Genomic DNA, 24,014 nt, shown 5'->3' with positions numbered 1-24,014 from the left:
TCTGGTTGGTGGTCGGACTGCGGTGTGCCTCGGAGCAGGAGCTCGTCAGCGGTGTGGTCGGTGGTCCTGCCTGGTCAACTGGTCGCCATGTCGTTCAGCACCTCGACGACGCGCTCGACCAGCAGGTCTGCGGTGTGGGGGGCGAAAGCCATCTGGTCCACCTCATAGCCGCCGATCGCGGCGGCCGCGGGGGTGGGCAGGTAGCCGTTGGCGCCGTTGGAGTAGCCGCCGAAGAGCGTGTACGGAAACGGAGACCTGGCCCGGATGGTCAGACCGAGCTCGCAGAACGGCTCGATCGGGATCCCGACCAGGGCCACGTCTCCGATCCTGGTGACATGGATCTCGACGTCGAAGGACGTCTTCCCGTGGAAGGTTCGCGACTGCTGCAGGGCCATATTGCTCCGCCGCAGCCGGAAGCTGGCGTCGTGGATCTGCTCAGCCGACGCGCCCTCGCTCTTCAGTCGGTTCACCAGCTCGAACAGCTCGTCACTTCGGGCCTGGACCTCGTCCGGGTGGGCGTGGTCCCGCAGCGGGAGCGCGACCATCTCGGAGCGGACTTCCAGCGGTGTCACTCCTGGCGCCCGGCGGGTACGAGACCAGACGCCGAGGTCGGCGCCCGAGCGGACCAGTTCTTGATAGGCGTAGTCGAACTGCTGCTCTTTAGCCTCCAACAGGGTCTGCGTGGCTGCGCAGCCCACCTGGGTTCCGATGCTGCGGACCACGTCGAAGTTGCTGAGGAAGCCGCCGGGACCGGGGCCCACATCGCCGGCCGCGCCCTGGAGGAACAGGCAGATGCCGCCCAACGTCTGCTCGACGAAGCGCTTCGCCACCCCGGGGTAGTCCGGGCTGAGCACGTCGTTGGTGTAGCCGAGCGTGGTGGGATGGGCCGCGTAATGGACGATGCTGGCGACCAGCTCACCGGCGGAGTCGTCGAAGCGGATGGTGGAGACCGTCGGGTCGGTGATGCCGTCGGGGTTGTAGCCGGCGACCATCAGCCCGTCGTCCAGCCGCTGGCGGCGGCTCTGCGCCATCGTGGACCGACCGTACGCAGCGTTCACCGACACCGGCACCTGGTTGCGGGACGCCTGCAGGGCCGCGCTCACGCACTGCTCGGTCAAGAAGTCGATGTAGTTCACCTCGGCCGCCAGGTTGACCGCGTATTGGTCGGCTCGAAGGACCGGTCCGGCGTGGGTGTGGGTGACCGAGACGCGTACCTGGGTCGGATCGATCCCCAGCGTCTCTCCGACCCGGAGCCGGATCCGGTCAGCCCGCTCGTTGGGAATGGTGCACAGGTCGAGATCGATCAAGACCGCAGTGGTTTCGCTCTCGCTGAGCACCAGGGCCGTCGCCCAGAAGTCGGACTCGATCCCGCTCGGCGTGACGTGGGCCTTGGCCCCCCACACGCCCTGTTCGATGGTCAGCGGTGGATTCACGGTTGCGCGCGCGGCGCCTGCCTTCAACATGGTCACTCCCAATTAGCGATCGTGTTCGGTCATCTGGTGACGCTCCGGAGGCCCCTGGCGTGGGTCCGGAGTCGCCGTCATGCTCACGCTGCCGCCGTGTCGTCGGCGTCTGGGCTGTACGTCGTCCTGATCCGGGTTCCGCGCAGGCGGGGATCGGGGATCGGTACGGCCGAGAGCAACGACCTGGTGTAGCCGTGCTGAGGGTTGTTGAAGATCTCGCTGGCCGAGCCCTGCTCCACCATCCGCCCGAAGTACATCACCGCGACCCGGTCGCAGATGCGCTCGACCACCGAGAGGTCGTGGGAGATGAACAGGTACGTCAGGCCGAGCTCGGCCTGCAGATCCGCCATCAGCTCGAGGATCTGTCCGCGGACCGACACGTCGAGTGCGGACACCGCCTCGTCGGCCACCACCAGGCGCGGTTGCGTGATCAGGGCCCGGGCGATGCCGATCCGCTGACGTTCGCCGCCGGAGAAGGCATGCGGATAGCGGCTGCCCATGTCGCGACGCAGACCCACCCGGTCGAGCATCGTGGCGACCCGCTCCTCGATCTCATACTTGTCCACGCCCGCCGCCCGCAAGGGATCACCGATCACCTGGCGCACGGTGAGCCGCGGATTCAGCGAGCCGTACGGGTCCTGGAACACCATCCGGACCTCCCGCCGGTACGGCAGAAGCTCCTTCTCGTCCATCGGCGCCAGGTCGACCACCGGACCCGCCGAGGACCGATAGAGCAGCTGGCCGCTGTCCGGGCGGTAGGCGCGAAGCACACAGCGCCCCAGTGTCGTCTTGCCGCAGCCCGACTCACCCACCAGTCCGAAAGTCTCGCCCTCGGCGACGTCGAGGGTCACGGAGTTGACCGCGTGGACCGCCGTGCCGGCCTTACCGAACAGGCGGCCCGACGACCCCCCGAAAGTCAGGTCGAGATCCTTGATCTGCAGGATCGGCTCCTTCGGGGCGAGGACGGCAGAGTCGCTGTCACGTTCCTTCACCGTCGTCCCGACGGCCCATCCGCCATCGGCGTCGCGCTGCGGCAGCGACGACAGCAGCTCCTTGGTGTAGTCGTGCTGCGGGCGATGGAAGACGTCGTCGACGCTGCCCTGCTCCAACACCTTGCCGTGGCGCATCACCACCACGTCATCGGCGATCTCGGCCACCACACCGAGGTCGTGGGTGATGAAGATCATCGTCATCCCCAGCGACTCCTTCAGCTCCGCCAGGAGGGTGAGGATCTGCGCTTGGGTGGTGACATCCAGCGCCGTCGTGGGCTCGTCGGCAATCAGCAGGCGTGGCCGGCAGATCAGCGACATCGCGATCATGGCGCGTTGCCGCATCCCACCGGACAACTGGAAGGTGTAGGCGTCGATCCGCTCCTCCGGCTTGGGAATCCCGACCCGAGCGAGCTCCTCGATCGCCTGCGCCCGCATCTCAGCCGCCGGAGCCGGCCGGTGCAGACGCAACGCCTCGATGATCTGGTTGCCGATGGTGTGCACCGGGCTCAGCGCCGACATCGGCTCTTGGAAGATCAGCCCGATCTCGCCGCCCCGGATGGACCGCAGTGCCGCACCCTTGGGACTCAGCGCGGCCAGGTCGATGACCGGAGCGTCCGGATCGCTGCGATAGAGGATCTGGCCCGACTCGATCAGACCCGGGTTGTCGACCACCTGCAGGATGGACCGCGCCGTGGCCGACTTGCCCGAGCCGGACTCCCCGACGATGCAGGTGGTAGCGCCGCGCCGGACCGAAAGGTCGACGCCATCGACCGCGTTGACGGTTCCCTCGTCGCTGCGGAACACGGTGCGCAGACCCTTCACAGTCAGCAAGGCGCCGACGTCGGGCATCTCGCTCGCGTCCACCGTCGCCGCCTGGAGGCCTTTGCGGACCTCCTGATCTCGTCGCGCCTGCCGTCGCGCGGAGTTGAGCCGTGCCATCAGTCTCTCCTTCCGTAGGGATCGGCGGAGTCACGAAGCCCGTCACCGACGAAGTTGAAGGCGACGACCGCGAGGACGACCGCCAGTCCCGGCAGCAGGAGCCAGGGCGAGCTGTAGAGGGTCTGAACGTTCTGAGCGTCTTGGAGCAACACACCCCACGACACCGCCGGCGACCGCAGACCGAGGCCGAGGAACGACAGAGCTGTCTCGGCCAAGATCATCGACGGCACCGCCAGGCTCACCGTGGCGATGATGTGTGAGGCGAACGACGGCAGCAAGTGGCGGCTGATGATCTGTCCCGAGCTCACCCCGTCCAGCTTCGCGGCCATCACGAAGTCCTCACCACGGGTCTGGAGCAGCCGGCCTCGGATCACCCGCGCCAGGTTGGTCCAGCCGATGAGCGACAAGATCACAGTGATCATGAAGTAGGTCAACGTCGAGCTCCAGCGCGGCGGGATGGCTGCCGCCAGCCCGAGCCAGAGCGGCAACGTGGGAATCGACATGATCAGTTCGATCACCCGCTGGATCACCATGTCGATGCGGCCGCCGAAGTAGCCAGAGATCCCACCGATGATGAGGCCAAGGAACAACGACACCGTGACGCCCAGCAGGCCGAGCGACAGGGAGATCTGGCCGCCGTAGATCGTGCGCGACAACAGGTCGGCGCCCGAACGGTCGCCACCCAGCGGATACCACCGCTGGGCGGGGTCCTTCGGCCCGAAGAGATGCCGGTCGCCGTCGATAAACCCGAGCAGCTTGTAGGAGTCGCCCTTGACGAAGAACCCGAGCTCGACATAGACGTTCGTGTCCTCCACGAACTGACGGTTCATCGAGACGATGTCGGTCTTGCCGACGCTGGGATGGATGTACAGCCCGTGCTCGAGGGAGAACTTGGGCATCTGCGGCGGCTGCAACGCCTGCTCGGCGTTGAAGGAGCCCTTGGAGTGGGGGGCGACGAACCCCGCGAGGATGGCCGTCAGGTACATGACGATCATCACCACGACACCGATCATCGCCAGCTTGTGCTTGCGGAATCGGCGCAACACCAGCCGCCACTGGGCGGCCTCCATCGTCTTGACCCGCGGATCACTGGGGGCGCCGTCCGGCGAAGCCGGGCCATCGCCCTGCGGCGGCAGCTCTGTCTGGAGCGTCATAGGCCTATGCCTTCCCGAATCGGACTCGTGGGTCGACCACGGCCAGCAGCAGGTCGGAGATCAACGTGCCGACCACCGTCAACACGGCGACGATCAACAAGATCCCGCCAGCCAAATACATGTCCTGCGCCTTCAAGGAGGTGAGCAGCAGTGGACCGATGGTCCCCAAGGCGAGGACCTGGGCGACAACGACCTCGCCGTCGAAGATGGCCGGCAGGTGCCAGCCGGAAGTGGAGATGAACGGGTTGAGCGCGATCCGCACCGGATACTTCACCGTCAGGCGACCTTCTGGCATGCCCTTCGCGCGGGCCGTGGTCACATACGGCTTGTAGAGCTCATCCAGCATGTTGGCCCGAGTGACCCGGATGATTCCCGCCGTCCCGGCCAGCCCGATGACGACGACCGGGATCCACAGGTGGGTGATCAGGTCACCGACCCGGCCCCAGCTCCACGGGGCGTTGGCGTACTCCGCGGAGAACATGCCGCCCACGCTCATCCCCCACCGAAACCCCAGGTACGCCAGGAGCAGTGCGGCCAGGAAGTTGGGGACGGCCAGCGCCAGGAAGCCGAGTCCGGAGATGGTGTAGTCGCCCACCGACCGCTGCTTCATCGCTGAGTACACGCCGGCGGGCAGGGCGATCACCCAGCTCAGCAAGATGGTCGCCACGCCGAGCAGGATCGTCATCGGCAGCCGCTCGGAGATCAGATCCCAGACTGGCCGTGAGTACTGGAACGACAGTCCGAAGTCGCCCTGGAAGATGCCACCGATCCACTTCCCGTACTGGACGAAGAATGGTTCGCCGATGCCGTACCGGACCCGCAGCGCCTCCAGGTAGGCCTCGTCGACGACTTGGCCTTGTTCCTGCATCTTGGCGGTGAGGGTGGTGAGGTAGTCACCGGGTGGTAGCTGGATGATGAAGAAGACGATCACGGAGATCGCAAACAGGGTGGGGATGACGTACAGCAGACGTGTCCCGAGGAACTTCAGCATGCAGTTGGCTTACCTTTCTGCCGCTCGGCCGTTGACAGATCCTCGGAATCAGGACGCGTAGTACAGCTGCTCTGGCCGCGTCTCCCCGTCAAAGCCATGGAAGTACACCAAGATCGCCTTGTCGTCCTCCCGGACGTTTTGGAGCTTCTTGCTCACCACGATGGGCCGGAACGGGACATCGATCAGGCCGAGGACGTAGACCTGCTCGTCCCACTGCTTGGAGATTTCCTGCCCGATGGCAATCCGCTTCTCGTCGGTGGGCGCCTGGGACAGCTCGGTCCAGCGGTCCCACAGGTCCTTGAACTCCTGGGTGGGCTCCATCCCGCTCTTGCCTCCAGTGGCACACCACTCGCCGTAGGCAGGGGCGGTCCGGAACTGGGAGGCGGTCGGGGAGAACCAGATCGGTTCCATGTCCCAGTCGAGCATGTGACCCGAGTACTGGATCATGTCGTACTCGTTGGCCGGCAGCAGCTCGTAGTACAGCGTGTTGTCCACTGCCTTCAGTGTGAGCTTGACGCCGATCTTCTCCCACGAGTTGGCGACGTACTCGAGGACGTCGGACACCTGAGCGGTGCTGTTCGCCTCGACGAACAAGACGACGAAGTCCAACGGCTTGCCGTCGGGACGCAGCCGGATCCCCTTGCTGTCCTTCTTGTCATAGCCCAGCCCGTCCAGGAGCTGGTTCGCCTTGTCCACATCGAACTCCAAGAACCGGTTCCCGGTCCCTTCGACGTAGTACGCGTCACCAAGCTGCGGGCAGAACTGGCGGTAGGTCCCCACCCCGCCGAGCAGCTGCGAGTTCAGCTCGTCTCGATTGATGGCGTGCGACAGCGCTGCGCGGAAGTCGATCTTGGTGAAGACCTCGCGGACGGCGGGGTCCTTGTGCGACAGGTTCGGGAAGATGTTGATCTGGTTGGAGGCCGGCTTCCAGCGCACCACCCGGTAGCCCTTGGCATCCGCGCTCTCCTGCAGCAGACCGGTGCTGGCGAAGGACAGTGACAGACCCTGCACGTCGAGCTCGCCGCCCGCGGCGCGGAGGTTGAGCGTCTCGGGCTCGAGGATCTGAGCCTGGACCTTGTCGATGTAGGGCAGCTGACGACCGTCGGGATCGGTCTTGTAGTAGTACGGGTTCCGCTCCAGCTCGGCCGTGCCGCTCTGGCCGTCGGCGGCCGTCTTGAGCACATAGGCGGCAGCGGTGGGAAGATCCTTGTTCAACCACCGGTTGTCCCGGGCCATGAACAGCTGGTCCCACGTGTCGAAGCCTGCCTTCTTGGCCGCGGCCACGACCTTGGCCTTGTCGGTGTGATCGGGGTGGAACGCCTGCAGGTAGTGCTTCGGCTTGATCGGCTGGGTCGCCAGGAACGGCATGTACAGGTACTTGCGGAACAGCGCGAACGAGTTGGCGAAGGTCACCACGACCTTGCCGTCCTTCTCCTCCACCTTGGGGTCCGACCCGTCGGCATTGCGGAACCAGCTGGGTGCCGCAGGGTTCAGCGTCTTGTTCTGGATGACGTCCTTCAGGGCGAACAGGATGTCGGCGTTGGTGAGGGGTTCACCGTCGGACCACTTGAGACCCTCGCGCAGCGTGATCGTGAACACCGTGTTGTCGTCATTCGGCTCGACCGACTCGGCCAGGCTGGGGACGCCGTCGTTGCCGAGGATGTTCCACTCCAGCAGACCGTAGGAGGCGTACATGTTCGGGATCTGCTCCTGCAGCGCCGAGACCTGGGCGGTGCGGATGGTGCCGCCGTACGTACCGGGGCCCTTCACCAGCTCCTGGACCATCGGGTTCTTCGGCAGGCGCTCGGCCAGCTCGGGAAGCTTTCCGGCCTTGACCTGCTCGGTCAACATCGGCGCCTCGAGAACATCGGCGCCGGCGCCGGCGCCGCCGGTGGGCGGTGTCGGGCTGGGGGTAGGGCTGCCGCTGCACGCGGTGAGTCCTCCGAGCGAGGTGGCAGCCAGTGCCCCCGCGCCAAGACCCAGCAAGCTACGGCGGCTAAACGGTGATGACGTCATGTGACTGCTCCAAATCGCTCGGCCCCTGAGCCACCGGAACAGGTCTTTCATCCAGCGCAAGGGTGTTTCATTTACACGAGTATTTAAGCGTTGGAGATGAGTGGCGTCAATACGTCAGACATATCGAGGTGCGAGTCCTTGCTGTGGCGCTGGTCACGCCGCGCCGGATGATGGTCTGAATCGGCCGGGCTGTCACGGAATGGATAGCGCTACCGCAGTGGTTACGTGCGTCGCATTGGCGCGCACAGCCCTAGAAAGGAAGGCGCCCACCAGGCGGCGCCACACCCATCAGGAGCGAAAAGGGGTGCGCGCCGAGGGTCGCTCAGGACCCGTCGACCGCCGGCGCGTCTGTCCACCCGAGCTCACGCGAGATCCCGGCCGCCGCTGTGCGTACCGCCGTCGCGATCCCCGACACCGCGTCCAGGGTGATCCGATAGGTCGGACCGCTGACGCTGATGGCGTACGTCGGAGCACCGTGAGCGTCATGGACAACCGCACCGACACAGCGGAGGCCGACCTCGCTCTCCTCATCGTCCATGGCGAAGCCATCGGCGCGGACGCGACGCAGCGAACCGAGAATCTCGTCGGCGTCGGTCATGGTTCGGTTGGTGAACCGGGTGAGATCGGCTTTGGCCAGGATGGTCCGCACCTGCGCCGGTTCGAGCTCGGCCAGGATGGATTTGCCGAGGGAGGTGGAGTGCCAGTAGTCCTGCTCGCCCACTTTGGCGCCCTTCGCCACGTCGTGCGAGCCCCGCACGGCAGCAGTGACCACCAAGCGGGAGTCCTCGTGGACCGCCAGAACGGAGGTTTCGCCGAACTGGTCGCGCAGCGACTCCAAGTACGGCCGAGCGACACTGCGCGGATCCTGCGCCCGCAGCGCGCTGTGACCGAGCTCGAAGAGCTTGATCCCCAGCGTGTAGGTGCCGGAGTCGGGATCGCGGGTGACCAGTCGGTGCTCGCGCAAGGCCGCGAGATAGCGGTGGGTGGTGGGTTCGCTCAGTCCGGTGATCCGGGCCACCGCCGCGAGCGTGGCACCTGGAGCCGAGTTGAGTGCGTCGAGGACCGCGACGATCCGGTCAAGCCCGTTCAGACTGGAAGGTGCCTTCACGTCGTGTCGTTGAGTCGTCACGTCTCTACGCTACCTTCCGGTCGACCGCGGCACAGCCGACACGTCACTGACGCCGCCTTCCGATGTGGATGGTGCACAGCGGGGCTCATCACTCGAGCCGGTGCCCCACGATCGCTGCCAGCCGGTCCACCAGCCGGTCGAACTCGTCGCGGGTCTGGTCGTCGAGGACGAACCCGACCGGCTGACGTTGACGCTCGCTGTCGAACACACCCTGGCGATGCAGGAGGTGCTTCTCCAGCGCCACGTACGAGTCCAGCGTGGTGACGAGGCTCAACACCGGGCTCAGTCCTTCCTGCACACGGTAGGCCGTCTCCCAGTCCTTGCGCACCAGCGCCTGCCACAGTGGCACGATGGCCCACACCATGTCGGGGCCGGGCATGGAGCCGACGATGCCGCGCTGGTAGTTGTCGACCAGGGCCAGGCCACCGCTTCCCTCGAACACCCGCGCCATGCCGTCCGTCAGTTCCAGCAGCGCGGTCAACCGAGAGCCCAATGGCTCAGCCTCAGGCTTGAACTGCACCTTGGTTCCGCCATACCGGGCACAGAGACCGGCCAGGCTTTCCAGGCTGAGCGGCGTTCCGATGTATCCGGACGCATCCTGGACGATCAAGGGAGTGTCGCCGGAAGCCTCGGCAATGGCGCAGAAGTAGGACATCAGCTGGTCGTCCGACAATGATGAGACGGTCAGCGGGGGGTTCGCCATGATCGCGTCCGCACCAGAGGAGAGCGCGTGCGCGACCAGGCTGAGGGCCTGGTCGGTCGACTCGCCACCCACCGACACGATCAAGGTGCCGCGCCCGTCCAGTGCTGTGGCCACCTCTTCGGTGAGCTGCTTGCGCTCCTCGTGGGTGAGCCGCAAGACTTCCGACACCATCGCGATGGTCACACCATCGACCTGCTGGCCGACCAGCCAGTCGATCTCCTTCTTCAGCGCCCGACGGTCCAAGTTCCAGGCGGTGTCAAAAGGCGTCGAGATGACGGGGAGGACACCTTCGATGGCAGTCATTACGTTCGCACTCCAAGTTTCTGATTCCACTGTCTAACAGCATCTTACGCACAGTGAAACCACGACGGCAATCACCGGTGATGGGTGGCGTCTAGCCAGTACCCCGGCGTGATTGACCCAGTCACTGAAGGGGTGGAAGACTCTTCCATTGTCTGACAGACCACCCCGAAGCAGGAGATCATGTCGTCACTGTCCCTAGGCCCAGGCCCAGGCCCACTCCCCGCTGTCCTGGTCGGCACCCTGGCCACCGACGATCGCGCCGGCACCGTCCAGCAGCTCGGTTCGGCCGCATCGCTGGTCTCAGAGTTGTCCGAGCGGCAGGGTGTGGCGGCCTTGGTCTGGCACCCGCGTCTCCCGGTGGCGTACGGACTGACCATGGGTCCCGAAGGCCGGGTGTTCTGCTGGGCAGCGGGTGATCAACAGTGGCAGACGCTCGCTGATGTCCCCTCCTACGGAACGGTGCCGTGTCACCTGGCCGTGAGCCCTGGCGGGACCTTCCTGGTCGTCACCAACTACGGCACCGGATCGTTGGCCGTCTATCCGCTCGATGGCGCGGGACGACCTGGCGTGCCGAGCTGGCTGGAGACCCTGGCCGGCGAAGGCTCCCACGCCGATCGCCAGCGTCACTCGCACACCCACCACGTCACCTTTCTCGATGAGGAATTGCTGCTGGTGACCGACCTCGGCGGCGACGCGGTGGTCAGCTTTCACCTCGACCGCCGGTCCGGGCGGTTGCGCCCGATCCAGGTCTCCGCCATGCCGGCCGGGTCCGGGCCTCGTCACCTGGTGATGATGCCGAACGACCAGGTAGCGATCTCGGGTGAGCTGGACAACACCGTGATCCTCGGCCGGATCGATCGCAGCAACGGTTCCATCACTGTCACGGCTGTGGCTCCGAGCAGTTGGCGGACCGACCTCCGCGACGACGCCGCCGAGAGCTTTGCCAGCGACATCACGACCGACGGGACCGTCGTGTACGTGGCCAACCGCGGCTACAACACGGTGGCCGCACTCCAGGTCGGGGACAGCACTCTGACGGCCATCGACGAGGTTCACAGCCAGGGCCAGTGGCCCCAGCACCTGTGCCTGTCCGGCCCGCTTCTGCTTGTGGCCTGCCAGCGCTCAGATCAAGTCACGATCTGGTCGAGATCAGCCGATGGTTCGTTGACCTTCGCCGACAGCGTCTCACTCCCTCGGCCGGCTTGGCTGACCATGATCGCGAACTGACCAGACCAGCCTCATCACCAGCTCGACCGGCTGGTCCGGACGTGCGACAGCGTCGGCATCGAGACCGATCGTATTGGGCGCTGCACTGAGTGGCTCCACGCAGACGCCGCCCGGAAAGGTCTCGCACAAGATCCAGTACGGCGTATCGCTTTCGACGGCGAGCTCGAGACTGGGCCACCGCAGTCGCGGCGTCTCGGCGAGACCGGTGAAGACGTCGTCCCACGGCCTCCGCCCGAGATCGCTCGTCGCGCCCGCCAGGCCGACGCCGGCGGGCAGCCGGGCGGATGGCTCGAAGATGATCATGACGTCGTCGTCATCGCCTTCGAGGCGGCGGCGGAACCACGGGTGAAACCCCACGGCAGCCGGCGAAGGGGTCTCGGCGCTGACGGCGAGACGCAGGGTCAGACTCTCGTCGTCGAGAGCTGCCGTCAGGCTGGCTGAGCCACCGAACGGCCATTCCGCGGGCATCATGACCGCCAGCCGCAGCTCTCGCTCGCTGTGCTCAGCAACCTGCCACTGACGGTCGTAGACCAGGCCGTGTGCAGCGTGCTGACCGGTGTTCCGCGGGACCGACCACGAACGTCCCGCCCAGCGGACCTGCCCGCCGACCAGCGTTCCAGGGTAGGGCGCCATCCAGAAGCACCCGGAGAAGAAGCTGGCCGGGGCGGAGCCGACCGGCTCGCTTCCCCCGATGAGCTCGAGACCGGCCACGACGAGCGAGGTCAGCCGGCCACCCCGGTCGGCGTCGAACACAGCCCGCGCGCGACCACTCGCCAGCGTCACCTTTCCCGAGCCACCACTCATCTGTGAGACCGACGACCTTTCAAGCGAAGCACCCGAAAACCCACGGCTCAGTAGGTAGCACGTCCACCGCTGATGTCATACACAGCTCCCGTCGAGAAGCTGCACTCAGCGGACGACAGCCAAGACACCAGGGCAGCTACCTCACTGGCCAGGCCCAGTCGTTGCATCGGGATCTTGCTCACCAGCGAGGCGAGCACATCGGGATGAGTCGCCGCGTTCATCGGGGTCTCAATCACCGCCGGCGCGATCGCGTTGACCAGCACGCCGGTGGTGGCGAGCTCCTTGCCGATTGACTTGGTGAGACCGATCACGCTCGCCTTCGAGGCCGAATAAGCAGCGAGATTGGGGTTCCCGTCCTTGCCCGCGATGCTGGCGATGTTGACGATCCGTCCCCAGCCAGCGTCGATCATGGCTGGAGCAAAGGCGCGGCACAGGTTGAACGTGCCATGGATGTTGACGGCGAAGGTCTGCAACCACTCCTGGTCCTCGAGCTCCCAGAAAGGCTTATTGGGGCCAACGATTCCGGCGCTGTTCACCAGCACGCTGGCCAGCCCCACCTCGGCCGAGAGAGCCGCGACCTGCTCTGGGTCCGAGACGTCCGCGGTGTAGTCGGCACCGGAGGCGATGTCTACGGTAACCACGCGATACCCATCTCTTGCGAGTCGCTCAGCGCAGGCCTGCCCGAGTCCGCTTGCTGCGCCGGTGACGAGTGCTGTTCTTGGCAAGAGCTTCTCCTTCGCGTTCGGGTGGAGTTCGCCGAGGCCCAAGGCGGCGAGACATACACCGGAAATCTTTCATTCGATGAAATGGACTTCCAGATAGAGATATCACACGAAGGCGAACGCGGGAAGCGCAACACGACTCCGCCATACCCGAAGCGCCGAGGCGTACGCTGCGGAGATGCAGTTGGACCGCGACTCCCTGATCGCCGCTGCACAGGAAGAGTTGGACAACAGTGTCGATCTGGCGGGCGCAGTCTTGCGGTCAGGCTGCGAGAGCGTCGTGCTCGAGACCACAGACGGTTGGATCGTGCGGTTCCCGAGACCGCATGTCGCCTTCGAGCGGGAACTGGCTGTTCTGGTGCGCCTCGACGGCCGCCTCCCAGTACCGATTCCACGGGTGGAGCGGGTCGGGCAGCGCCGACCCTTCGCGGCCTACCGAAAGCTGGTCGGATCCGACTTCGAGGTCGACACATATCGAGACGCGCCAGCAGCATCGAAAGACGCGCTCGCCGCCTCGTTGGCGGGTTTCCTGCTGGCCATGCACCGGGCCCTGACCGCCGAGGAGGCCGAACAGCTACAGCTCCCCACGCAGCACCTCCACGATGGGATAGACCGTGTGGTCGCCCGATGGAGCGCCGTACCCCAAGCGACGCGGAAGGCGGTCGCTGCGCTGTTGGCCTCTGCCGAGATGGTCGCCACAGAGCAGACTGATGTGGCTCACCAGGTTCTGCACAACGACTTTCACTTCGGGAACCTCGTTCTCGCAGGGCCGACCGGGGCGCTGGCGGGCGTGTGGGACTTCTCCTGTGTCGAGCTCGGTCCGCCGGTCGCGGATCTGCGCTACTTGGCGGGTGACTCCCTCGACCTGCTCGATCGGGTCGCCATGCAGTACGAGGTGCTGGGTGGCGATCACCTTGACGTCAACGCAGCCGTCGTAGCGCACCACTTGGAGGAGGTGGTCGACGCCTTGGACGCCGAGCCGGCAGCACTCGAACAAATCGTCGCTAGGTGGCAGGAGCCGCCGCGATGACCGCAGCCGAGATTTAGTTCCCCGCTCAGCAGGTCGCACCGCCGCTGAGGTCGTACCCGTGGCGACCTCGGCGGCCAACCCGAGTCGCTGCGGGAGATTCCGGCACAAGCTGGAGGGTGTGATGTGAACATCGACCGCGACTTCTCTAGTCACTCCTCTTCGTCCGCACGGCTGCTTGACCCGCCCCTCAAGCGCGCCACGTTCGCCGCGGCACCCAGCCGATGACCTCGGCCGCCCGCTGGATCGAAAAGCAGCCGGCGTTCCCCGGCAAGTCGGCCCGGACCTGAGTCTGCGGGGCATGCGCGGCCAATAGATCCTTGGTGTCTTCTCGCCGCAGCGTGTCGGCCGCCACGATGTTCATCGGGACGAACCCATACGGCTGGCGCCGAGCCGCCTCGATCGCGAGCCGGCACGCCCGGGCAGCATCCAGCAGGTCGACATAGCCCCACATCCCACGCAGCTCGGCGGCCCAGTCGCGGTCCTGCTCGGAATCTGCGTCCGGGACTGCTGCCAGCTGCTCCTCGCGGGTGGTGATCCAGTGGAACCGCAGCGCAGCGACACTCATCCCGGTCTGCCGGACGAACATCTCCGCGGTGCGCTCGTCGACCTCCTTGGACAGCCCGTACGGATCGGCGTTGCGCATCGGATGATCCTCGTCCACCGGTACGTAGTCGAACGTCGTCGGCTCCGGCGACCACGCGGTCCCGTACGCCGAGCCGCTGGACGCCAGCGCGACGGCGGTGACCCCCGCCTCCGCCGCGGCCTGGAGGACGGTGAAGGTGGCGCGGGTGTTGTTGACGAAAGTCTCGGTGGGTGGCGCCATCGTGGGTGTCGGGAGGGCCGCGAGGTGGACAACAGCTGTGCAGTCCCGGACGGCGTGACGCAGCCCGGTGAGGTCATGTCCGTCCAGACGATGGAAGGACAGCCCGTCCGGCCACTGCTGGGGGTCCACCCGGTCGACGCCGACCACCGCGTAACCGGCAGCGACCAGGTCGGCGACCACGGCCGTCCCGAGCCGCCCGGCGACGCCGGTGACCAGCACGCGCTCCTCGTTCGGCCGGCTCATCGATCCTGTCGTCACCGCGTGTCCCTCTTCTCTGTGTAGGTCTTCTACTGTGCGTCTCGGGTGAGTACACCGCTGGGTGGTTCTGCTCCAACGATGTGCCGACGATGGAGGCCACCACCCGGTCCACGACGATCCGCCGGGTCCGACTGGTGCACGGCGCCAGACAGGCGTGGCACGTCGGCGTGCCAAATCGTAACTTGGCGGTGCACGGGTGACCGGCGTTTCTTGACTAGAGTGATCCAGTGATTTTCAAGCGCGTCGGTGACGTACGCCCGTACCCAGACCATGGCTACGTGCAGAAGCAGTGGGCCAGCATCGCCCCGCACCAGGTGCGCTTGGACCAGCTCGTGACCACCAAGCGGACGCTGGACCTCGAGGCGCTGCTGGAGGAGGACTCCACCTTCTACGGCGACCTGTTCGCCCATGTCGTGTCCTGGCGGGGCGAGCTGTATCTGGAGGATGGCCTGCACCGCGCGCTGCGGGCCGCGTTGCAGCAAAGACAGACCATGCACGCGCGTGTGCTCGAGCTGAAGTAACCGATCCCTCGGGTAGGCTCACGCGCACTGTCAGGCCCCAGCGGCGTCCGCCCGACCTTCCGGAAAGGAGCACGGCCGTGATTGGTCGCGTCTTCCGCATTCTGCGGACGCCACTGACCCTGCTGGTCTTGTTGGCCGTGCTCTGCTACGGCGCCTGGTGGGGCTGGAACAACGTGATCGCCACCGTGCCGCCGCTGCCACCGGAACCGTGCGTTCAGCAGACCGTCGCCAAGGGACAGCTGAAATCCGACCAGGTCGTGGTCAGCGTCTTCAACGGCGGAACCAAGCGCGGGCTGGCCGGCGATGTCGCCCGGTTGCTGCGTGAGCGTGGGTTCAAGATCCAGCGCAGCACGAACACCGAGGAGAAGATCCAGAAGACCGTGATCGTCGGCGCTGGGGCGAAGGACCCCGAGGTGCTGTTGGTCAAGAGCTTCTTCAAAGACGCCGAGGTACGCGCCGACAAGCGCCCCGACCACACTGTCGACGTGCTGGTCGGCAACAAGTACGCCGGTTTCAACAAGAAGGCCAAGACGACCCTGGCCGTGAAGACGTCGACCGTCTGCCTGCCGCCGTCGTCGACCGCCAGCCCGGAACTGGGGAACTAGCGCCGGTCCTCCGGTGCCGGGCGATCCCCACGCCAGCGCGCCAGCCGGCCGCCGCGACCCAGGACCCGCAATCGTTCCTCGGTCAGGGCCCGCTGCCCGGTCGGGGCGACGATCAACATCTCGTCACCGGTACGGATCCGGTCCCGGGGCAACGGCACGAACGGGGTCCCGTCACGGATGATCAGCGAGACCGCCGTGTGCTGCGGCAGCCGGAGCTCACCGATCTCCACACCGTTGAGCCGTGACTTCGGCGGGATCCGCACCTGGAGCAGATCCGCGGCGATCCGGTCCAAGGGAGCCGCCTCGACCTCGACTTCGCGGGCCCTGTCGTCCTCGGCCAGGCCGAGCAGCCGGGCCACGACGGGCAGGGTCGGCGCCTGCAGGCAGGTGAACACCACCACGAAGACCAGCACCACGTCGAACAGATAGCTGGAGTTGACGATGTCGTCGGAGAGCGGGATGGTGGCCAGCACGATGGGCACCGCCCCGCGCAAACCGGCCCAGGACAAGAAGGCCTGCTCGCGCCAGGGCACCTTGAACCACACGGTGCTGACGTAGACCGACAACGGTCGGGCGACGAAGGTCAAGAAGGCGCCGGCGACCAGGGCCACGACCACAGCCTGGGCGGTGACGCGCGATGGCGTGGCCAGCAGCCCGAGCATGACGAACAGCCCGATCTGTGCGATCCAGCCGATCCCCTCGACGAAGGAGCGGGTCGCCGCGCGGTGCGGCAGCTGGGAGTTACCGAGGAGCAGCGCACAGACATACACGGCAGCGAAGCCACTGGCGTGGACGCTGGCCGCAGCGGCGTAGGTGAATACCGCCCAGACGAGAGCGGCCAGGGGATACAGACCCGAGGACGGCAACGCCACGCGGCGCAGCAGCTGGACGCCGAGCCACCCCAGCGCTACGCCGATCAGCAGACCGAAGGCCAGCTCGATGACGATCAACCCGATCAGCTCCGGCACCCCGCCAGAGGCTTGACCGGTCGCTGCAGCGCTGGCGACGACCACCAGCAGCACGGTCGGAGCATCGTTGAGTCCGGACTCCGCTTCCAGCGCCCCGCGGAGCCGGTGCGGGATGGGAACACGCCTCAGCACGGCGAACACGGCAGCCGCGTCAGTGGGCGAGGTGACGGCACCGAGCAGCACGGCGACCCACAGGTCCAGATCCAAGACGTAGAAGCCGAACAGGGTCATCAGCCCCACGCTGGTGCCGACGCCGACGGTGGCCAGCACGCCGGCCATGCCGACCGACGGCTTGATGTCGCTCCAGCGGGTGGTGAGACCGCCTTCGGCCAGGATGAGGACCAACGCCCCGAAGCCGAGGGCGCGCGCCAGGTCCGCGTCGGAGAAGCGCACCCCCAGCCCGGAGTCGCCCAACACCATGCCGAGGCCGAGGAAGAGAAGCAGCGACGGAAGCCCGATCCGGGCACCGAGCCGAGCAGCCAGGATGGCCGCGATCAGCACGACGGCGCTCACCAGGAGGATGCCGTCGAGATCGATCATGCGGGCCATCCTTTCGGGTCCGGCACATGCTGCGGCAGGCGGCTCAGAGTAGCGGTGGAATGCTTCAGCAAGGTGACGCCTGTGATACGTACGCCGGATCGGCATGGTCGGTGCCGCAAGGTGTGGCTACCCCATCCTGCAACGGTCGCCAGTCGGACGCGAGAGCCCGCTGGCGGACGTGGGCTCCTCGACCGGGCACTGGGGCCACCGGCGCAACTTGCCCCACAGGAAAGTACGTAGTAGGTTTCCTCACAGGAAAGTTCAATCCTTCAAGGAGAGGAAGTCCCCATGGACGCCCAGGATGCTCAGCAGGCCCTGACCGAAGCCCATCGCCGACAGGAACAGAGCATCGCCGCAGGCAGTGCACCCTGGTCGTGGCGGATGCTGCTCGGCGGGGCCGGGGCCTTCGTCGCCTACGGGCTGGCCATCGACTTCGACATGATCTGGCTGGTGGGCGTGATCGTCATCGCCGCAGCGGCGACCGTCGGACGCACCATGGTCAAGCTGCGCACCAAGCCGTCGCCAGGCTGGAGTGCCGCCCTGGCGGCCACGTTCGTCGTCGCGCTGCTGGCCGATATCGCCGTCCAGTTCGTCCTCCGCGGAGCAGACCTGCCGCTGCCGAACACGTTCGGCGCCGTGGCTGCTGCACTCACGGTCATCCTGCTGGGTCGACCGATCCAGGCCCGCGCTGCGGCGAGCCGCCGGGCATGACCGCGACGGAACCGGATGCCACCCCGGTGGCGGCCACCGGCGCACCTCCGCTTGACGAGTTTCTCCATACCCAGGCCCGGTTGAGCATCTTGTCCTTGCTCGCGCCGGCCGACTGGGTGACCTTCTCGTTCCTGCGAGACACCATCGCCACCACCGATTCGGCGCTGTCGAAGCAGCTCAAAGCATTGGAGGAGGTCGGCTATGTCGAGGTGGTCAAGAACCGTGGCGCTCGGCGGAGCACGTCGGTGCGACTCACCGAGCCGGGGCGCGCGGCATTCGAGAGCTATCTCGACGCACTCGAACAGCTCGTCGCCCGCTCGCGGCGCACCACGTCGCCCTGACCCGCCGGGCAGCCCTCGCTTGAACCTACGCTTGCGTAGGTTACGCTGTAGTAGTGAGTCTGACCGCCGCACGACGAGCCCATCCGGGCCGCCGCCTGCTCCGGGCCGCGGCACGCCTGGCCGAGTCGGTCACCACCCCGCTGGTGCCCGCTGACTATCTCGACATCGTTGCTCCGCTGCGCTCCGGCGCGGAGCTGCGCGGGCGGGTCGTCTCTGTGTCTCCCGAGACTCCGGACGCCGTCACGGTGGCGATCAAGCCCGGCCGCGGCTGGCGCGGCCATCGGCCCGGACAGTACATCCGGATCGGGCTGGACGTGCACGGTGTCCGCAACTGGCGGGCGTACTCGATCACCTCGGCCCGCACCGCCGACGACGGGCTGCTCACCATCACCGTCAAGGCCATCCCCGACGGCAAGGTCAGCAACCATGTCGTGCGGCAGCTCCAGCCGGGCGCACTGATCCACCTCGACCAGGCCGTCGGCGACTTCGTGCTGCCCGACCAGCCGCCCGCCCGCGTCCTGTTCGTCACGGCCGGCAGCGGTATCACCCCGGTGATGGGGATGCTCCGCAGCCATCTGCCCGAGCTGACCGACGTGGTCGTCGTGCACTCCGCGCCGACCGAGTCCGACGTCATCTTCGGTCGCCAGCTGCGCGACTGGGCCGAGGACGGGCGGATCCGGTTGCTCGAGCGCCATACCAGCAGGCACGGCATCCTCGTCCCGAGCGAGCTCGACGAGCTTGTCCCCGACTGGCGCGAACGCGACACCTGGGCGTGCGGACCCACCGGCCTTCTCGACGCCTTGGAGACCCACTGGGACGCCGCAGGCGTGGCGGACCGGCTGCATACCGAGCGCTTCCGGCCGGTGGTCATCGCCGCCGGCGAGGGCGGCACCGTCACGTTCGCCCAGCAAGGGGTCGTGGTCGAGGCCGATGGCGCCACCCCGCTCCTGGACGCCGGCGAGGACGCCGGTGTCTTGATGCCGTCCGGATGCCGGATGGGCATCTGCTTCGGCTGTGTCGTACCACTGCGCGAAGGCGCCGTCCGTGACCTGCGCAGCGGCGAGCTCACCATCGCCGCCGAAGGCGACGGCGTCCGAATCCAGACCTGTGTGTCGGCGGCCGCCGGCAGCTGTTCGATCGACCTGTAGGAGGAACGATGACCACCACCGCACACCCGACAGACGCCGCTGCTGATTCCGCAGCACCGAGCCGGGCGGCCAAGGCCGTCAACAGCCGACTGTCGGTCACCACCACCGAGCGCCACCACGTACCGAAGCGGTCGGGCAAGCCCGACCCCACCGCGCACCTCACGGCCGAGCAGGTCGAGGCCTTCGCCCGCGAGCTCGATGCGCTGCGCCAAGAGGTCCTCGACGACCGCGGCGAAGCCGACGCGGCCTACATCCGCAAGGTGATCGACGTCCAGCGCAAGCTCGAGCTGAGCAGCCGCGCTGTGTTGCTGTTCTCCCTCTTCCCGCCCGCCTGGTTCGTGGGCACAGCGGGCCTGGCGGTGGCCAAGATCCTCGAGAACATGGAGATCGGCCACAACGTCCTGCACGGCCAGTGGGACTGGATGCGCGACCCCAAGATCCACTCGCAGGCCTGGGAGTGGGACCACGCCTCGCCCGCGGAGCTGTGGAAGCGGTCGCACAACGAGCTGCACCACACCTACACCAACGTGCTCGGCCGCGACAACGACCTCGGCTACGGGATCATGCGGGTCGACGAGGACCAGCGGTGGGTGCCGATGTATCTCGGTCAGCCGCTGTGGAACTTCATCAACGCCTGCGTCTTCGAGTACGGCATCGCGGCGTACGACCTGGAGCTGGGCAAGCACCTTCGCGGCCGCGGCGACCAGGTGAGATTCCGCGAGGACGCCAAGAAGGTCGTGCGCAAGATCGGCAAGCAGATGCGCAAGGACTATCTGCTGCACCCGCTGCTGTCCGGTCCTTCCGCCGTGCACACGCTGACCGCCAACCTGACGGCCAACCTGATCCGCAACCTGTGGTCGCACTCGGTGATCATGTGCGGTCACTTCCCGGAGGGGGTGGAGACCTTCGCCAAGGAGTCGATCGAGAACGAGACCCGCGGCGAGTGGTACCTGCGGCAGATGATCGGCTCCGCGAACATCTCCGGCAGCAAGGCGATGCACATCATGACTGGGAACCTGTCCCATCAGGTGGAGCACCACCTCTTCCCCGACCTGCCGAGCAACCGCTACGGCGAGATCGCCCCGCGGATCCAGGAGATCTGCACCCGCTACGGCCTGAGCTACACCAGTGGCTCGCTGCCGAAGCAGGTCGCCTCCGCCTGGAAGCAGGTCATCAAGCTGTCGCTGCCGAACGACTTCTCGCTCAAGGACACGGTGAAGTCGACCGTACGCTCCAAGCTCAAGCTGCGCCGCCCCCAGGTCATGACTGCCTGAGCGCAAGCAGCGGCTCGCCGCCACAAGGGCCGGGAGCGTCCAGTGAGGTCCTGCTCCGGCGAGCGCAGGACCGCCGATCAGTCCGACCGCAGCCGAGTAGCCAGCTCGGCCACACCGCCGCCGGACAGCCGCGACTCCTCCACCGGGCGTCCGACGGCCAACAGCAGCAGCTCGCCGGCGGGTCCACGGACCTCCAGCGCGCCGGTGCCGGTCGAGAAGCTGGCGTCGGTGGCGGTGAACCGCAGGCCGGCGAACCGCTTGCGGGTGCCGTAGAAGATGCTGGTGAAGACATGCTGCAACACCGGCACCACCCGGTCGAGCGGCATGGCTCGCTGCCGCCCGAGCGGTCGGGCGATGTCTTGTCCGTGCACCAGGATGTCGGTGAGCGGGTCGAGGGCGCTGCTCAGCGGAAACCGTCGGGGTCGTGCCGCGGTCTCGCGCAGCTGGGCCACCAGCTCGTCGGGGCCAAACCGACCGGCCCGTTCGCGGGCCCGCTCCGCGGTCACCCGGTCGAAGTCGCCGCGGGCTCGGGCGATCCGCAGTGCCGTCGCCGCGAACTCCCGATCGGCCAGGGTCAGGTGGGCGACGACATCACGGACCGTCCAGCCCGGGCACAGCGACGGCGTCGCCCACTCCCGGGCCTCGAGTGTTTCGAGCAGCTCGGCCAGGTCGAGTCGTTCGGCAGCGACATCACCCACCATGGCGACGCCACCCCACCGGGCCGTTCGCTGTCGCTTCTTCCGGTCGGGGCCGGCATTGAGGGTCATGGCTGATATGACCGGCGCCGCGGCCCGTTCTCATCGGCCTGCCGACCAGATCTCCCCCGCGGCGAACCCGGGCCACTAGGCTGCCGGGCATGGTCTACTCCCTCACCTACGTCAGCTCGGCGACCAACATGTTGTCCCGCGCCGACCTCGAGGACATCCTGGCGACGAGCAGGCGCCGCAACGCCGCAGCCGATGTCTCGGGGATGCTGCTCTATCGGGACGGGAACCTGATGCAGGTCCTGGAAGGCGACAAGTCAGCGGTCACTGCGGTGTTCGACCGCATCCAGCAGGACCCGCGCCACCACGGGATCATCACGATCTGGGACGGCGAGGAGCCGGAACGGCAGTTCGCCTCCTGGTCGATGGCGTTCCAGGATCTCCAGGGCGTCGATGAGGAGTCCAACCCGGGCTTCAGCGCGTTCCTGAACACGCCGCTCACCGCTGAGGCGTTCGGCTCCGACCCTTCGCTGGCACAGCAGCTGTTGCTGGTGTTCAAGGACCAGCGCGCGACCGGGCTCGGCTACCGACGTCCGTAGGTCGAGTCGGGCCCGGCGGCCTACTGGCCGGTGCGGCCGTCGATGCACTCGCGCAGCAGGTCGGCGTGCCCGCAGTGCCGGGCGTACTCCTCGATCATGTGCACCAGCACCTGGCGCAGCTCGATCTCTTGACCGTCCCCGAGCTGGCCGGGGACGTCCAGGGTGGGCGCCTCCTGCACGACCTTCTCCGCGTACGCGATCTCGGCCCGCAGGCTCTCGAACGCCGCGTCGACGCACTCCTGCGTCCCCACCGCGTCAAGGAAGTCGGCCTGGTTGTTCTGGTCCTTGCCCCAGAGCCGCGGCAGGTCGGACTGACCGCCCATCACCCGGCGGAACCAGGAGTGCTCCACGGCGGCGAGATGCCGGATCAGCCCGAGCAGCGACAGGTTCGACGGCGGCACCGAGCGGGTCGCCAACTGCTCCGGCGACAGACCGTCACACTTCAGCTGGAGGGTCAGTCGATAGTCGGCCAGATAGCTCTGAAGGGTCTCCAGCTCACCGTGGGTGTACACCTCTGTCCGGGGGTCGTCGGCGGCCGGCAACCACCGGCCGTCATACGAAGCAGGCGAGGGACGAGATGAGGTCGACATGCCGCTCATCATGGACGACCCGGCGCGCTCGTGCCAATCGTTAACAGAGCCCGCCCCGCGGTGCGGGACGGGCTCTGCTGCGGCGAGCCAGTTCGGATCGCGCTGGCGGTGGCGGAGGGATTTGAACCCTCGGAGGTTTTACCCTCACGCGCTTTCGAGGCGCGCTCTTTAGGCCGCTCAGACACGCCACCGCGGGAGAGATTACCCGCTCGGGGCGGCCGGAGCGAATCCGGCGTCGGTGCGGACCCGGCCGCGGGCACCGCGCTCAGGCGTACGGTCAGCCGTCGCGGTGGCCGGTGAAGAAGTCGACCAGCAGCTGACCGCACTCGGCCTCGAGGATGCCGCCGCTGACGTCGACCCGGTGGTTCAGCCGGCGGTCGCGCACCACATCCCACAGTGACGCGATCGCACCGGCCTTCGGGTCGTAGGCGCCGAACACCACCCGCTGCACGCGGGCCAACACCAAGGCGCCGGCGCACATGGTGCACGGCTCGAGGGTGACCACCAGGGTGTGCCCGTCGAGGCGCCACTCGCCGGCCGCCTCGGCCCCGCGACGCAGCACCAGCACTTCGGCGTGCGCCGTCGGGTCGCCGGTCAGCTCGCGCTCGTTGCCCGCGGCGGCGACGACGGAACCGGCCGGGTCGAGCAGCACGGCGCCGATCGGCACGTCGCCGTGCTGCTCGGCCCGCCGGGCGTACTCGAGGGCCGTCCGCATCGCCGGGTCCCAGACACTGGGCATCGGCTCAGGACCGGAACTCGGCCTCGGCCACCTTGCGGAACTGGGAGCCGCTCATGATCTTGTCGGCGATCGCCATCACCATCTGGTCGCTGCCCAGATCGAGGTCGTCCACGAGGGTGGCCATGTCGAAGTCGCTCATGCCGAGGTCGGCGAAGATGCCGAGGTCCCCCATCGGGTCGCTGTCCTCGTCCGGGTCGGGGATGTCCGCCCCGAGATAGTCGGCGACGTCGCGGGCGATCGGCCAGTCGGCCGCCGCAGCACCATCCGACAGCAGCACCTGGACGTGCTGCCCCCGGACCCGGGCGATCACGAAGACCTCCTCCACCAAGCTGACGAAACCGATCGCGCCGGCGTCGCCGGGGAGTCGGCGCAACTGGCGCACGAGGTCCTCCAGATCGTTGGCCAGATCCTTGTTCAGCGCCTGGACCTGGGGCTGGCCATCCTCCCGGTAGGCCGCGAGAACGAAGTCGATCTCGTCCTCGGCCGCGTCCTCCAGGTCGTCGTCGTCATCATCATCGTCATCGTCGTCGTCGTCATCGTCGCCCTGGCTGGCGACAGCTGAGCGCGGGGCGACCACGGGGATCGGCTCGCCCCGGTCCTGGCCGACCGCACCGTCGCCAGCGGAGTCGTCCAGATCGAAGGACTCGTAATCGTCATCGTCGAAGTCCGTCATGATCGCTCCTCCACACCACAGCCCATCGTGCCCCGATCATCGCGTCG

General features: G+C 67.1%; 24 protein-coding genes and 1 tRNA gene. 9 read left to right on the top strand and 16 right to left on the bottom strand.

The genetic code is table 11. From position 1 onward, the window contains the following. Positions 1–74: 74 nt before the first annotated feature. The 7 genes from AC1XX3_RS17615 to AC1XX3_RS17585 form a co-directional block, all read right to left on the bottom strand. Entirely contained in the window at positions 75–1,463 is a 1,389-nt protein-coding gene (locus AC1XX3_RS17615) for a neutral/alkaline non-lysosomal ceramidase N-terminal domain-containing protein (RefSeq protein WP_483322480.1), read from the bottom strand. A gap of 83 nt (positions 1,464–1,546) precedes the next feature. Then, positions 1,547–3,394, bottom strand: a complete 1,848-nt coding sequence (locus tag AC1XX3_RS17610; protein ID WP_483322479.1) for an ABC transporter ATP-binding protein — start codon at positions 3,392–3,394, stop codon at positions 1,547–1,549. Continuing rightward, positions 3,394–4,548 (bottom strand): ABC transporter permease, encoded by a 1,155-nt coding sequence (locus AC1XX3_RS17605; protein ID WP_483322478.1) that lies wholly within the window; start codon positions 4,546–4,548, stop codon positions 3,394–3,396. The genes AC1XX3_RS17610 and AC1XX3_RS17605 overlap by 1 nt, the downstream gene beginning before the upstream one ends. Before the next feature lie 4 nt (positions 4,549–4,552). Further along, on the bottom strand, positions 4,553–5,539 hold the full coding sequence (locus tag AC1XX3_RS17600) for an ABC transporter permease (protein ID WP_483322477.1): 987 nt from the start codon (positions 5,537–5,539) through the stop codon (positions 4,553–4,555). A gap of 48 nt (positions 5,540–5,587) precedes the next feature. Beyond that, positions 5,588–7,555, bottom strand: coding sequence for an ABC transporter substrate-binding protein (locus AC1XX3_RS17595; RefSeq protein ID WP_483322476.1), 1,968 nt, complete (start codon positions 7,553–7,555; stop codon positions 5,588–5,590). Positions 7,556–7,877: 322 nt separating this feature from the next. Continuing rightward, positions 7,878–8,684, bottom strand: coding sequence for an IclR family transcriptional regulator (locus AC1XX3_RS17590; RefSeq protein WP_483322475.1), 807 nt, complete (start codon positions 8,682–8,684; stop codon positions 7,878–7,880). An 88-nt stretch (positions 8,685–8,772) separates the two neighbouring features. Next, positions 8,773–9,690: a dihydrodipicolinate synthase family protein gene (locus tag AC1XX3_RS17585; RefSeq protein ID WP_483322474.1), complete on the bottom strand. Its 918-nt coding sequence runs from the start codon at positions 9,688–9,690 to the stop codon at positions 8,773–8,775. Positions 9,691–9,870: 180 nt separating this feature from the next. Here AC1XX3_RS17585 and AC1XX3_RS17580 point away from each other — a divergent pair, with 180 nt between their 5' ends. Continuing rightward, positions 9,871–10,917: a lactonase family protein gene (locus AC1XX3_RS17580; RefSeq protein WP_483322473.1), complete on the top strand. Its 1,047-nt coding sequence runs from the start codon at positions 9,871–9,873 to the stop codon at positions 10,915–10,917. On the opposite strand, the gene AC1XX3_RS17575 is transcribed toward AC1XX3_RS17580, so the two are convergent. Beyond that, on the bottom strand, positions 10,876–11,721 hold the full coding sequence (locus AC1XX3_RS17575) for an aldose epimerase family protein (protein ID WP_483322472.1): 846 nt from the start codon (positions 11,719–11,721) through the stop codon (positions 10,876–10,878). The genes AC1XX3_RS17580 and AC1XX3_RS17575 overlap by 42 nt on opposite strands. Before the next feature lie 47 nt (positions 11,722–11,768). Next, on the bottom strand, positions 11,769–12,488 hold the full coding sequence (locus AC1XX3_RS17570; protein WP_483322471.1) for an SDR family NAD(P)-dependent oxidoreductase: 720 nt from the start codon (positions 12,486–12,488) through the stop codon (positions 11,769–11,771). A gap of 139 nt (positions 12,489–12,627) precedes the next feature. Here AC1XX3_RS17570 and AC1XX3_RS17565 point away from each other — a divergent pair, with 139 nt between their 5' ends. Then, positions 12,628–13,473 (top strand): phosphotransferase family protein, encoded by an 846-nt coding sequence (locus AC1XX3_RS17565; RefSeq protein ID WP_483322470.1) that lies wholly within the window; start codon positions 12,628–12,630, stop codon positions 13,471–13,473. 187 nt (positions 13,474–13,660) lie between these two features. Here the strand turns inward: AC1XX3_RS17565 and AC1XX3_RS17560 are convergent, their stop codons facing one another. Further along, positions 13,661–14,539: an NAD-dependent epimerase/dehydratase family protein gene (locus tag AC1XX3_RS17560; protein ID WP_483322469.1), complete on the bottom strand. Its 879-nt coding sequence runs from the start codon at positions 14,537–14,539 to the stop codon at positions 13,661–13,663. 242 nt (positions 14,540–14,781) lie between these two features. Between AC1XX3_RS17560 and AC1XX3_RS17555 the strand changes: the two genes are divergently transcribed. Beyond that, entirely contained in the window at positions 14,782–15,075 is a 294-nt protein-coding gene (locus tag AC1XX3_RS17555; RefSeq protein WP_483322468.1) for a type II toxin-antitoxin system VapB family antitoxin, read from the top strand. A gap of 77 nt (positions 15,076–15,152) precedes the next feature. After that, complete coding sequence (locus AC1XX3_RS17550) at positions 15,153–15,680, top strand: LytR C-terminal domain-containing protein (RefSeq protein WP_483322467.1); 528 nt, start codon at positions 15,153–15,155, stop codon at positions 15,678–15,680. Here the strand turns inward: AC1XX3_RS17550 and AC1XX3_RS17545 are convergent. Further along, a complete protein-coding gene (locus tag AC1XX3_RS17545; protein ID WP_483322466.1) occupies positions 15,677–17,188 on the bottom strand; it encodes a potassium/proton antiporter in 1,512 nt (503 codons plus the stop codon). The two genes, AC1XX3_RS17550 and AC1XX3_RS17545, sit on opposite strands and share 4 nt — an antisense overlap. 288 nt (positions 17,189–17,476) lie before the next feature. Between AC1XX3_RS17545 and AC1XX3_RS17540 the strand changes: the two genes are divergently transcribed. Genes AC1XX3_RS17540 through AC1XX3_RS17525 form a run of 4 tightly spaced genes read left to right on the top strand, consistent with a single transcriptional unit; the run spans position 17,477 to position 20,662 of the window. Beyond that, positions 17,477–17,899 carry a hypothetical protein gene (locus tag AC1XX3_RS17540; protein WP_483322465.1) on the top strand — a complete coding sequence of 141 codons (423 nt, stop codon included), beginning with the start codon at positions 17,477–17,479 and terminating at the stop codon, positions 17,897–17,899. Beyond that, positions 17,896–18,240: a winged helix-turn-helix domain-containing protein gene (locus tag AC1XX3_RS17535; protein WP_483322464.1), complete on the top strand. Its 345-nt coding sequence runs from the start codon at positions 17,896–17,898 to the stop codon at positions 18,238–18,240. Before AC1XX3_RS17540 ends, AC1XX3_RS17535 begins: the two co-directional genes overlap by 4 nt. A 53-nt stretch (positions 18,241–18,293) precedes the next feature. Then, on the top strand, positions 18,294–19,388 hold the full coding sequence (locus tag AC1XX3_RS17530; RefSeq protein WP_483322463.1) for a ferredoxin reductase: 1,095 nt from the start codon (positions 18,294–18,296) through the stop codon (positions 19,386–19,388). An 8-nt stretch (positions 19,389–19,396) separates the two neighbouring features. Continuing rightward, the gene (locus tag AC1XX3_RS17525) at positions 19,397–20,662 is read left to right on the top strand and encodes a fatty acid desaturase family protein (RefSeq protein ID WP_483322462.1); all 1,266 of its coding nucleotides are present in this window, start codon (positions 19,397–19,399) and stop codon (positions 20,660–20,662) included. Between the two features lie 77 nt (positions 20,663–20,739). Here AC1XX3_RS17525 and AC1XX3_RS17520 read toward each other — a convergent pair whose 3' ends face one another. Continuing rightward, positions 20,740–21,429: a maleylpyruvate isomerase family mycothiol-dependent enzyme gene (locus AC1XX3_RS17520; RefSeq protein WP_483322461.1), complete on the bottom strand. Its 690-nt coding sequence runs from the start codon at positions 21,427–21,429 to the stop codon at positions 20,740–20,742. A gap of 89 nt (positions 21,430–21,518) precedes the next feature. Between AC1XX3_RS17520 and AC1XX3_RS17515 the strand changes: the two genes are divergently transcribed. After that, positions 21,519–21,965 carry a BLUF domain-containing protein gene (locus AC1XX3_RS17515; protein WP_483322460.1) on the top strand — a complete coding sequence of 149 codons (447 nt, stop codon included), beginning with the start codon at positions 21,519–21,521 and terminating at the stop codon, positions 21,963–21,965. A gap of 20 nt (positions 21,966–21,985) precedes the next feature. On the opposite strand, the gene AC1XX3_RS17510 is transcribed toward AC1XX3_RS17515, so the two are convergent. The 4 genes from AC1XX3_RS17510 to AC1XX3_RS17495 all read right to left on the bottom strand — a co-directional run bounded on the left by AC1XX3_RS17510 (position 21,986) and on the right by AC1XX3_RS17495 (position 23,967). Further along, complete coding sequence (locus AC1XX3_RS17510; protein WP_483322459.1) at positions 21,986–22,555, bottom strand: DinB family protein; 570 nt, start codon at positions 22,553–22,555, stop codon at positions 21,986–21,988. A gap of 103 nt (positions 22,556–22,658) precedes the next feature. After that, a tRNA-Ser gene (locus tag AC1XX3_RS17505) sits at positions 22,659–22,746 on the bottom strand. Between the two features lie 86 nt (positions 22,747–22,832). Continuing rightward, positions 22,833–23,294, bottom strand: coding sequence for a tRNA adenosine(34) deaminase TadA (tadA, locus tag AC1XX3_RS17500; protein ID WP_483322458.1), 462 nt, complete (start codon positions 23,292–23,294; stop codon positions 22,833–22,835). A 4-nt stretch (positions 23,295–23,298) separates the two neighbouring features. Continuing rightward, positions 23,299–23,967: a tRNA adenosine deaminase-associated protein gene (locus tag AC1XX3_RS17495; RefSeq protein ID WP_483322457.1), complete on the bottom strand. Its 669-nt coding sequence runs from the start codon at positions 23,965–23,967 to the stop codon at positions 23,299–23,301. Positions 23,968–24,014 lie beyond the last annotated feature (47 nt).

The sequence above is a fragment of the Microlunatus sp. M237 genome (assembly GCF_056896895.1).
Note: the sequence above shows the minus strand (reverse complement) of the source record. Positions and strands in the feature narration are given on the sequence as shown.

Excerpts from the sequence above, each read along its gene's own strand:
- AC1XX3_RS17615 (WP_483322480.1), bottom strand. The coding sequence starts at position 1,463 with ATGTTGAAGGCAGGCGCCGCGCGCGCAACCGTGAATCCACCGCTGACC.
- AC1XX3_RS17610 (WP_483322479.1), bottom strand. The coding sequence starts at position 3,394 with ATGGCACGGCTCAACTCCGCGCGACGGCAGGCGCGACGAGATCAGGAG.
- AC1XX3_RS17605 (WP_483322478.1), bottom strand. The coding sequence starts at position 4,548 with ATGACGCTCCAGACAGAGCTGCCGCCGCAGGGCGATGGCCCGGCTTCG.
- AC1XX3_RS17600 (WP_483322477.1), bottom strand. The coding sequence starts at position 5,539 with ATGCTGAAGTTCCTCGGGACACGTCTGCTGTACGTCATCCCCACCCTG.
- AC1XX3_RS17595 (WP_483322476.1), bottom strand. The coding sequence starts at position 7,555 with ATGACGTCATCACCGTTTAGCCGCCGTAGCTTGCTGGGTCTTGGCGCG.
- AC1XX3_RS17585 (WP_483322474.1), bottom strand. The coding sequence starts at position 9,690 with ATGACTGCCATCGAAGGTGTCCTCCCCGTCATCTCGACGCCTTTTGAC.
- AC1XX3_RS17580 (WP_483322473.1), top strand. The coding sequence starts at position 9,871 with ATGTCGTCACTGTCCCTAGGCCCAGGCCCAGGCCCACTCCCCGCTGTC.
- AC1XX3_RS17575 (WP_483322472.1), bottom strand. The coding sequence starts at position 11,721 with ATGAGTGGTGGCTCGGGAAAGGTGACGCTGGCGAGTGGTCGCGCGCGG.
- AC1XX3_RS17560 (WP_483322469.1), bottom strand. The coding sequence starts at position 14,539 with ATGAGCCGGCCGAACGAGGAGCGCGTGCTGGTCACCGGCGTCGCCGGG.
- AC1XX3_RS17545 (WP_483322466.1), bottom strand. The coding sequence starts at position 17,188 with ATGATCGATCTCGACGGCATCCTCCTGGTGAGCGCCGTCGTGCTGATC.
- AC1XX3_RS17540 (WP_483322465.1), top strand. The coding sequence starts at position 17,477 with ATGGACGCCCAGGATGCTCAGCAGGCCCTGACCGAAGCCCATCGCCGA.
- AC1XX3_RS17535 (WP_483322464.1), top strand. The coding sequence starts at position 17,896 with ATGACCGCGACGGAACCGGATGCCACCCCGGTGGCGGCCACCGGCGCA.
- AC1XX3_RS17525 (WP_483322462.1), top strand. The coding sequence starts at position 19,397 with ATGACCACCACCGCACACCCGACAGACGCCGCTGCTGATTCCGCAGCA.
- AC1XX3_RS17520 (WP_483322461.1), bottom strand. The coding sequence starts at position 21,429 with ATGACCCTCAATGCCGGCCCCGACCGGAAGAAGCGACAGCGAACGGCC.
- AC1XX3_RS17515 (WP_483322460.1), top strand. The coding sequence starts at position 21,519 with ATGGTCTACTCCCTCACCTACGTCAGCTCGGCGACCAACATGTTGTCC.
- AC1XX3_RS17510 (WP_483322459.1), bottom strand. The coding sequence starts at position 22,555 with ATGTCGACCTCATCTCGTCCCTCGCCTGCTTCGTATGACGGCCGGTGG.
- tadA (WP_483322458.1), bottom strand. The coding sequence starts at position 23,294 with ATGCCCAGTGTCTGGGACCCGGCGATGCGGACGGCCCTCGAGTACGCC.
- AC1XX3_RS17495 (WP_483322457.1), bottom strand. The coding sequence starts at position 23,967 with ATGACGGACTTCGACGATGACGATTACGAGTCCTTCGATCTGGACGAC.